Genomic DNA, 9,060 nt, shown 5'->3' with positions numbered 1-9,060 from the left:
TTTTGAACGAAAAGCTAAATTTCAGAAAATTCAGATCACCTTCCAAGGAAGGTGTACGGGGATTGACATGTGGCTCTTCTTTTAATGCAATGCTAATGCGCAAAACGTATTAACTCCGCGCGGCGACGCCACGCACGCAAAAAAGGCTCTCCTCCCGGGATGCCTCTCGGACTCGTTTCTATTCTTTTAACTGTCGAACGGGATAACCGTAATGCTGCGCAATAGCAATACTCGTCGATGGCCCGCTGCCCATACCGTTCGCTACGCCCCGCCTTCTGGATACTTCCATAGGAAGGTCGTACAATAGAGAGGAAAGGCGGTAGATGAGATGAACTCCCGTATCAACCAACTGCGCTCCTACATGAACGACAACCGGATCGACGCGATGCTGATCACGTCGCCGAAGCACGTCTATTATTTGACCGGGTTCGCCACCGATCCCCACGAACGCTTCCTCGGGCTGCTTCTTCCGCGGGGAGATGAGGCGCTTATGCTCGTTCCGGCGCTCGATTACGAGGCGGCTCAAGCGGCTTCTTCCGTCGCGAACATCCATACGCACGGCGACACGGACAATGCCTACGACGTTCTGCGCAAGCTCATTCCGAGCGGCGTCAAGAGCTTGGGCGTGGAAAAAGAACATCTGAGCGTTCAGCGATTCGAGACGATGAGCGGGACGATCGGCGCGGATAGTTACGTCGACGTCGGATTGCCTTTGCGCGAGATGCGGGCGATCAAGTCTCCAGAGGAAGCGACGCGTATGAGGCATGCCGTCCGCCTCGTCGAGGACGCGCTTCGCGCGGGCGTCGCCAAAGTCAAGCCGGGCGTTACTGAAATCGAGCTGGTCGCGGAGCTGGAGTACCAGATGAAGAAGCTCGGCGCGCAAGGCCCTTCGTTCGATACGATGGTGCTCGCCGGCGCCAAGTCCGCGCTGCCTCACGGGCATCCGGATCGCACGACCGTTCGCGAAGGCGAGCTGCTTCTGTTCGATCTCGGCGTGTTCGCGGACGGTTACGCGTCGGACATTACGCGGACGTTCGCGGTCGGGGAAATCACGGACGAGATGAAGCGGATCTACGGCGCGGTGCTGGACGGCAACCTTCGCGCGATCGAATCGATTCGTCCCGGCGTATCGTTCGGCAGCCTCGACCGCGCGGCGCGCGAATCGATCGCGGCGGCCGGTTACGGTCCGCAGTTCAACCATCGGCTCGGCCACGGCCTCGGCATGGACATTCACGAATATCCGTCCATTCACGGGAATAACGAGGACTTGCTGCGAGAGGGCATGGTCTTCACCGTCGAGCCGGGCGTCTACGTTCCGGGCGTCGGGGGCGTCCGAATCGAGGACGACGTGCTCGTCACGGCGAACGGCGTCGAGGTGCTGACGGCGTATCCGAAGGAGCTTACGGTCATCGGATAAACGTTGCCGGCAACATCAAAGAGGCTGTTCCGAAGTCATCGAATGATAACGTTCGGAACAGCCTCTTTCCGCTATCGATAGGATTCGCGCGTTAGCTCAAAGAACCGGTGGAGCTGGAAGACAGCTCTTTGCCCGACTCCCTGCCGAGCAGGTTAAAGAACTCGCGCATGAAGCTGGGCAGGTCCGGCCAAGCGTGGACGCTGACGAGCTTGCCGTCCACCTGCAACGTGCCTTCCGCATAGCGGGCGCCGAGCGATTCGACTTCCAGCTTGCACGCGTTGTAGGCGGATAACGTCTTGCCTTCGAAATACGACCGGTTCGGCAAAGCCAGGAACACTTGGGCGCCATGGCAGATCGCACCGACCGGCTTGTCTGCGTCAAGGAAATGCTGGACGATGCGCGGAAGCTCGGGATCGTTGCGAATGAAATCCGGAGCGCGTCCTCCCGGGATGATCAAGGCGTCGTACTCGGCCGCGGCGATCACCGCTTCTTATCCCTCTTCTTTGACCCGATAGAAGGGGTAATATACCTCCAGCACTTCGCCCCTATTATGGATTTGCTATTCTCGCCCGGTCAATGGTGCGAAGGAACGGGGGTTTGGCGTCGAACGGCCGTCGTCCGTTCAGGAATACCGCTCGAGCAGAAACTTCGCCACGCCTTCTTCCACGTTGCTTCCGATGACCTTGGTAGCCGCTTCCTTGACAAGGTCGTGCGCGTTGCCCACGGCGTAGCATTCGTCCGCGACTCCGAACATCGACAAGTCGTTCAGGTTATCGCCGAAGCAGACCAGCTTGTCGTACCCCAAGCTTTCTTTCAAATGCCGAGCCGCCTGGCTCTTCGTCGCGCGGGCGTCGGAAATCTCCAGCCAATGATGGTCGGGAACGTAGATGTCCGGGCCGTAATGGCAGACGCATTGTTCCCGTCCTTCGAAAGCTTGGCGGACGGTTTCCAGCCGTTCGGGGACGTCGATCGCGTTTACCGCGATTAGCTGCTCGGTCAAACACTCGGAATAGTCATCGACGATGCGGAACCGCCCGTCCTTCTCCTGCTTGCGTTCCCCGAAGTAGTGGCTTTCGCTGCGGTTAAACACGCCGCGGTAATATACCCGGGACTGGCCTTCACGATCGATCGTGTACACGATCGGATTCAATCCCGCCCGCAAGTACGCGTCCGCGACCTCCTCGCCGAACGATCGGGGAATGAAATGGGACTGTATCGCGCGCCCCGTCGACAGGTCGGTAACGAACACGCCGTTGATGAATATCCCCGGCAGCTTCAACCGAAGCCCCGCGAGGAGCGGTCCGGCGGATTCGAAAGATCGCGCGGTCGCGACCGTAAAGTGAAGCCCTCGATCGATCAGCCCGTTAAGGATGCGCGCCGTTTCCTCCCCGACGCGTTTCTCCCCGTTCAGCAGCGTGCCGTCCAAGTCTGATACGTACAACGTACTCATCGCCGATTTCCCGCCTCTTCCGTAAAGATCATGAATCCATCTTATGCGAAAAACGGGAAATTCAAAAGCAAGGTGACCGTACCGTTATCCCGCGATGCAGAAAAACCGGCCCGAGAGCCGGGCCGGTTTTAGCGGATTCTGATCAAGTCGTTCTGAAGCACCGTGTCCCCGTTCTGAGGCGTGAACGGCGTATTCGTGAATCCCGTCACGTTGGAGATCAGCCTTTTGTCGATATTTTGCGCGATGCGCACTTCGTACTTGAACTGCACCTTCGATACGTCCGCATATAGGAACACGGACCGATGGGGCGCAATCGTTACCGCGCACTTGCGCGTGCCGCATGGACTGACCTTGAGCGGGACCGGCGTTCCGTTCGACCAATCGAACACTTGCACCGTCACGCGCTGCGTGCTTGCCGTCAAATTCACGATATCCGCCAGAGCGAACTTCGTCTTCGGCGGCCTTCGCAGAATGCCCGTAGAATACACCGCCCGTCTCGTCGCCATCCTCTCACCCTCCCTCGACTTGTCCTACAGTTACAGTAGATGCGGGAAGGGAAAGATGGTTACCGCGGGTGTCCCGGAGGATCAAACAATCTCATGATCGAGCGCATAATGGCTTACCATCTTGTTTCTGAAAGCCTGTACGAAGGTCCAGACGAGCTTCTGCAAATCCTTATAGTCCTCCGGAAGCGGTTGGGCGAACAAGGACGGTTTATTCTCCGATCGCAGTATGATATCGCAAAACCGGTTCAACATGAAGTCGTTATAAGGAACCCCGTTGAGACGCAAGCCGTACAGCACCCGGAGCATCTGCGTTTTATACTGGGGAGGAAGAATTTGCGAGTATCGGATGCGGGTCGACGTATTTCACCGAAAGCGATCGAAACGGCTTATCGACTTCTTTCGCTCTCGATTTATAATCCGTCGGGAGATAAAAAATAATGCTCGTCGAAAACTTCAAGTCCGTGTTCGGCGAAGACTCTTGAAAATCTGGAAGGGATAATGTCGATATCATTTGATCCGCGGTTATTTTTTCTTGCGATCACGATCGCCAAATAATCGACGATAAACACATCGATAACCGGTTGACCCTTGAGTTCGTTATCGACATTCTCGAAAAGCCGGAGAATACTTTCGCGCGTGACGAAAGGTTCTTGGCTTTCATACAGCTCAAAAGAATTCATATCCCCCACCACCTTAGTCCCTTCCCTTTCCGGCCAAGTCTCTTATTTAATCAATATACCACCGAGAGGGGCAAAAGAGACGGTTTCGGTTTCGTATTCGAAACAGCAAAAAAACCTCCATGTCATGAACACGGAGAGGGCCTATGTAGATAGATTCTCGCCTCATTCCCAACGGGCGAGAGCGAAAGCCAGCTTGCCCGTCAACGCCTTCCACACTTCGGCCGCCGTTCCGATGAACGGAGTCGGTTGCCACTTGCCTTTATGATTGGCCACGCACAGCAGGAACCGATTGCCGGGAAACAAACTGAATACCGCCCTCGGCATCTCGATGCCGTTCTCTTCGGAGTAAATGACGAGATTGCGTTCATGCATGCGAACCTTCAAATGATCAAGATCGAACATACGGAGACTCTGCTCCAAGAACGTACTGGCCACATACATGGAAAAATTCATGTACGAGAACGGCGACCTCCTTCGATTGCGCGCTGCTATTCTTTGTAATCGACGATGGGCTTGATGACCTGAGCGATGAGTTTGATTTTCTCCGTGGAGCAGCCTTGAAGCATTTCCACGATTTCGTTGCGCATGTAATCGACGGAGGAATTATCGGCCTCTTGCCTATCATGCCATAATCGAAACTCATGCCTATCACCCATCAAAATCATAGCAACGATAGGATGGCGATTACATGCGTGTGCAGTTAAGTTTAAGTTATAGATTAAGTTTGTTGTAAATTAATTACCATTAGAAGCAGGGTTCGTCGGCTCGGCGATGTCGATTATTCGCTCCAGGAATTCGGGCAGCTCGTCGTCTAACATCTCGCGAAATACGTCGATCACTCGCCAACCGAATAGGGCCGCAGCGCGCTGACTAGTCAAATATTCGTTATGATCCTGCTTTGTCCATCGGTACTCCACGATTTCATCGCCTGTAAATTGAAAGCCGAGTTTTTTGCCCATGTTCGCCGGATATACGAATAAGGTATACCGCGGTTGCTTGCAATGAGGTTTGAAGGGATACTTCGATCGCAAATCGTTAAAATCGTAATTCACGATCGGACCCCAATATTCCTGAAGAAAAATGCGAACGTCTTCTCCGTATTTGGCATCCTGCGCAGCCGTTAACTCGCGCTTGATCCATCTATTGATATTAGGATGAACAAATCGCTCCTCTCTAGGAGGCCGTTCCTTCGGCGTCCTTGTCAACCATTCGAAATCGTACTCCAAAGCCGACGGCATGACTTCCAACAACGCTCCATTTTGAGCAAAAGTAATTCGCCCCTTCGTGATGCTGTTCTTGTACATAAACATGCCTTCCTCATTTCCTATGAACGTGAGGTAGGATAACATTTGCTCCGCTTCATCGGGATGCTGCCGCTCCAAGTAGCGACGTAGGGGCGCAAAAGCACGATCCCGCCACTCCTGCGTTAGTTTCTTCTTCGGAAAATCTACTTTAGGGTACATTGTAGGGCTCCTTTGGAGTGGAAAAAGAAAACCCCTGAAGACACGCGCATCGCGCGTCCTTCAGGGGTGTGCTTCACCACTGTTAATTTGGTTAATTATAACATTTAACAACATTAAAGGAAAGGAGTCTAGTCGCTGTTACGATGATTTTAATCGTAACACGCCCACATTTCGGTACTTTGGCATGCTGTTATGATGTTTTTCATCACAAGAGTGCGATAACCACGGATTTCGGGTCGATTATCGGGCTGTTGTAATGTTTTTCATCGTAACATGCTAAGATTCGGCGTGCGGGTCGGCTGTTCTGATGTTTTTCATCGTAAGAGGAACGTTACTTGGGAAGTGAAATGCCATGGCGTGCCGTCGCGCAATGCCGCGCAATACCGTGCACGATTTTACAGCGCTCAACAATCCCCATCCCCCATGCCGCTCAAGAGAGAATCGTAGAGCAGCAGCAGCTCCTTGGAAGGCCGGATGCCGAGCTCCCTGCCGAGCAGCTTGACGAATTCGGTGTATTGGACGGTCAGCCCCTTCTTGTCCCCGGCTTGCGCGCGCAGCTTCATGAGCATGCCGACGACGGACTCGTCGAGCGGATTGCGGGCGAGCAGCTTCAGAAGAAGCTTCGTCGCGGCGGACTCGTTCCGGAGGGCGATGAGCGCTTCCGCCAGCCGCTTGACGAAAGCCGCGTACCGCTCGGACAGTCGCCCCGTCTCGTGAATCGCCCAGACGTACGCCTTGCTGCCGAACAAGTCGCCCGTATACAACCGTTCGACTTCGACAGCCTCTTCCGCTTCTTCCTCGCCGATGCTACCGAACCTTGCCGTCAACCTTTCGAACTCCTCGTAATCGATGACGGCTCCTTCCAGTTCCAACGCGTAACCGTCGTTCTCCGACCGGATCGACTCCCGCAGGCCGAACGGCTCGAGCGATTTGCGCATTTGATAGACGGTCGTGTTCAGGTACTTCTCCGCGTTCCCTCCGTCCATTCCTCCGAAAATATCCGCGACGAGACGGGTACGGGATATCCAACGCCCCCGGTTCAACAGCAAGTAAGCGAACAACTCGGCGCTTTTGCTGGAAATCCATTTGACCCGCCTCGAATCGTTCCGCACGTAGAAGTCGCCCAGCGTCGAGATGGCGATGCCGCCGCTTCTCTCGCTCGCGGCCGCCTGTTCCGCTTTCGCCGCATGGACGGGGTTGCGGTTCGACATTACGCGTTGGATCGTCCGCTCCAATCGCTCTTGGGTCACCGGCTTCACGATATAATCGATCGCCGACAGCTCGTAGGCTTCCAGCGCGAAGTCCTTGTGCGAGGTCACGAACACGACGTGCGTTCGGCCGCCGGCTTCGTCCAGCTTCGCGGCGAATTCGAGCCCGTTGCCTCCCGGCATCGAGATGTCCACGAAGGCGAGCTCGACGTCGGCATGGCCGTTCAGGAAAGACGCCGCGGTATCCGTATCCGCGAACGCACCGGCCACCTCCACGTCGGTATGCTTGGCGAGCATCTTCCGCATGATGAGGTGCATGACCGGCTCATCGTCAACCAATATGACTTTCATAGGTTCTCACCGCCACGCTTTCTTCTTCGTTCGTTCCCGCTCTTCCGATCGCTCCCGGCAACGAGAACCGGAATATCGTTCCTTGCCCGGGCTCGCTATCGAATTGCAGAGTGCCGCCGTGTATGCGCAGGAATTCGCGGGTGAGCACGAGACCGAACCTCATCTCCCCGCCGTCTTCCTTGTTCGGCGCGCCCGGATCTTTGAAAAATAAATCTTCTTGCCGGAGCACCCGCGCTGTCTCTTCGTCGATGCCGCTTCCGTTGTCTTTAACCGAGATATGAACGCGGTTGCCGTCCCGGACGGCGCCGATCTCGATCGTCCCGCCGATGCCGGTATGCTTGATCGCGTTCGAGAGCAAATTCCGCAAGATCAGATCGAGCATTTCTTTGTCCGCGTTCACCGTCGCGTTATCGTCTATGTTTTCCGACAGGCGAATTCGCTTCATGCCGGCCCTCGTCCCCGCCAGCGACAACGCCTGCCTGACGACCTGCTGCAGATTCCAGTCCGCCGGACGAAAAGCGATTTGCCCTTTCTGGCTCCGATACCAGTCCAGTAAATTATCGACGAGATGGAACGTGCCGCCCACCTGCCTGCGGATTTCCCGGAACACTTCCGCGTGCGCGAGATCCGGGTCCTCCCGTTCGTCGCCGAGCAGGTCGGTCAAGCTGACCAGCAGCGCGATCGGATCGCGGATGTCGTGGGCCATGACGGTGAACAGCTTATCCTTGAACGCGTTCAGTTGGGCCATCTGCCTGGCGTTCTCGCGCAATCGTTCCTCGTTCATCTTCAGTTCCGTAATGTCGTTGAACATCAGGATTTTGCCGATCGGGGTCGTCCCGGGCTCGTACACGAAAGTCAGGCCGCAACTATAATGGCTCTCGCGGGCAGGCCGGGAAAGACTGAACGGGAATCGCTCGTCCCGGTCCCCGGCATAGATTCTCTCCAGCAATTCCGGATATGCCGACAGCACGTCCTTGCCGAACGAAGGGCTCGGAGCCGAAGCGAGTTCCGGGAAAATATCCGCGGCGGCGCGGTTAAAGCTGACGATGCGCCCCTCGTTGTCGAGCAGGATAACGCCGTCTCCGATCGTTTCGAACACTTTGGCGAACGCGAGAGGCGTCAAGCGCAACAGGTTAAACCGGAAAATGCCCCAAGCGTACGCAACGCCGGAGACGGCGAAGCCGAAAGGCGTGTAATCGATCGTCGGATCGAGCAAATAAGCGAGGTTGAAGAGGAGCGGTGCCGCGGCCCCGAGAATCAACGTTACGATCTGCTTGCGCACGACGGGCAACGACCGCAAGTACATCGGGACGAACAGCGCCGTTCCGAAGACGAGAATCAAATAATTGTAAAACCCGTGCACCCTGTATAGCGGTCCTTTGACCGTCGTGTAGATCGGGCTTCCGTCGCTCTCGCCGAGCACGAATTCCTTGTAAAAAAGATGGTGCCAATCGTTGGTGAGATGGGCGATGAACGTAACGACCGGTATGACGAACAGCAGAGCGACGTAACGCCTCCTCAACCTTGCCGCCGCGCCCCCGGTGAACTGAATGGCCAGCAGTAGCCAGAGCGCCGTCACGAAGGGAATGCCCAAATATTCGATTTGGAGGGATATTTGCGTACCTCGCAGCGTCGTGCTGATAATTTCGAACCCGTAACCGAACGAGTATAAGCCCGCCGCCGTCATCAGATAAATCATCGTTCTCGACACGCGCTGATGGCGCTTCTTGTAAGAAAGGTAACCGACGAATCCCGTCAGCGCCGTCGCGAGAAACAATAATAGCGACAACCAGTATCGGATATCCATTTCGACGACCCCTTTCTCGGTTATCGTCTAATGTTCGACGGAAAACGCCGAAAGTCCTCTGGAAAATGCAAAAACGCCCTCCTCGCGGAGGGCTGCGTCCCTGCTTTATCGACAAAAGCGGTCGCTCGCGCGGAATTTCGTTTGCGTTTCATTTATAAATTTTACATAAAATTTATTT

8 protein-coding genes and 1 pseudogene are annotated in these 9,060 nt (G+C 55.4%); 1 reads left to right on the top strand and 8 read right to left on the bottom strand.

Annotated features, from left to right (window positions below; genetic code table 11):
* Positions 1–328 precede the first annotated feature (328 nt).
* A complete protein-coding gene (locus ACFPPD_RS09945; RefSeq protein WP_209749119.1) occupies positions 329–1,417 on the top strand; it encodes a M24 family metallopeptidase in 1,089 nt (362 codons plus the stop codon).
* Positions 1,418–1,508: 91 nt separating this feature from the next.
* On the opposite strand, the pseudogene ACFPPD_RS09940 reads toward ACFPPD_RS09945, so the two are convergent.
* The 8 genes and pseudogenes from ACFPPD_RS09940 to ACFPPD_RS09905 form a co-directional block, all read right to left on the bottom strand.
* Positions 1,509–1,973 (bottom strand): annotated as a pseudogene (locus ACFPPD_RS09940) (DJ-1/PfpI family protein).
* A 66-nt stretch (positions 1,974–2,039) separates the two neighbouring features.
* The gene (locus tag ACFPPD_RS09935; protein ID WP_209749120.1) at positions 2,040–2,867 is read right to left on the bottom strand and encodes an HAD family hydrolase; all 828 of its coding nucleotides are present in this window, start codon (positions 2,865–2,867) and stop codon (positions 2,040–2,042) included.
* Positions 2,868–2,995: 128 nt separating this feature from the next.
* The gene (locus ACFPPD_RS09930) at positions 2,996–3,373 is read right to left on the bottom strand and encodes a hypothetical protein (protein WP_209749121.1); all 378 of its coding nucleotides are present in this window, start codon (positions 3,371–3,373) and stop codon (positions 2,996–2,998) included.
* 410 nt (positions 3,374–3,783) lie between these two features.
* The gene (locus ACFPPD_RS09925) at positions 3,784–4,065 is read right to left on the bottom strand and encodes a hypothetical protein (RefSeq protein WP_209749123.1); all 282 of its coding nucleotides are present in this window, start codon (positions 4,063–4,065) and stop codon (positions 3,784–3,786) included.
* A 150-nt stretch (positions 4,066–4,215) separates the two neighbouring features.
* Positions 4,216–4,455, bottom strand: coding sequence for a hypothetical protein (locus ACFPPD_RS09920; protein WP_209749124.1), 240 nt, complete (start codon positions 4,453–4,455; stop codon positions 4,216–4,218).
* A gap of 332 nt (positions 4,456–4,787) precedes the next feature.
* Positions 4,788–5,516, bottom strand: a complete 729-nt coding sequence (locus tag ACFPPD_RS09915) for a hypothetical protein (protein WP_209749125.1) — start codon at positions 5,514–5,516, stop codon at positions 4,788–4,790.
* Positions 5,517–5,920: 404 nt separating this feature from the next.
* Positions 5,921–7,075, bottom strand: a complete 1,155-nt coding sequence (locus ACFPPD_RS09910; RefSeq protein WP_209749126.1) for a response regulator — start codon at positions 7,073–7,075, stop codon at positions 5,921–5,923.
* Entirely contained in the window at positions 7,056–8,882 is a 1,827-nt protein-coding gene (locus ACFPPD_RS09905; protein ID WP_209749127.1) for a sensor histidine kinase, read from the bottom strand. The genes ACFPPD_RS09910 and ACFPPD_RS09905 overlap by 20 nt, the downstream gene beginning before the upstream one ends.
* Between the last annotated feature and the right edge of the window lie 178 nt (positions 8,883–9,060).

Origin of the sequence: Cohnella suwonensis (genome assembly GCF_042655365.1) — a bacterium.
Classification (GTDB): domain Bacteria; phylum Bacillota; class Bacilli; order Paenibacillales; family Paenibacillaceae; genus Cohnella; species Cohnella suwonensis.
This window is presented reverse-complemented; position numbering and strand designations above follow the sequence as displayed.

Excerpts from the sequence above, each read along its gene's own strand:
- ACFPPD_RS09930 (WP_209749121.1), bottom strand. The coding sequence starts at position 3,373 with ATGGCGACGAGACGGGCGGTGTATTCTACGGGCATTCTGCGAAGGCCG.
- ACFPPD_RS09920 (WP_209749124.1), bottom strand. The coding sequence starts at position 4,455 with ATGTTCGATCTTGATCATTTGAAGGTTCGCATGCATGAACGCAATCTC.
- ACFPPD_RS09905 (WP_209749127.1), bottom strand. The coding sequence starts at position 8,882 with ATGGATATCCGATACTGGTTGTCGCTATTATTGTTTCTCGCGACGGCG.
- ACFPPD_RS09915 (WP_209749125.1), bottom strand. The coding sequence starts at position 5,516 with ATGTACCCTAAAGTAGATTTTCCGAAGAAGAAACTAACGCAGGAGTGG.
- ACFPPD_RS09910 (WP_209749126.1), bottom strand. The coding sequence starts at position 7,075 with ATGAAAGTCATATTGGTTGACGATGAGCCGGTCATGCACCTCATCATG.
- ACFPPD_RS09945 (WP_209749119.1), top strand. The coding sequence starts at position 329 with ATGAACTCCCGTATCAACCAACTGCGCTCCTACATGAACGACAACCGG.
- ACFPPD_RS09935 (WP_209749120.1), bottom strand. The coding sequence starts at position 2,867 with ATGAGTACGTTGTACGTATCAGACTTGGACGGCACGCTGCTGAACGGG.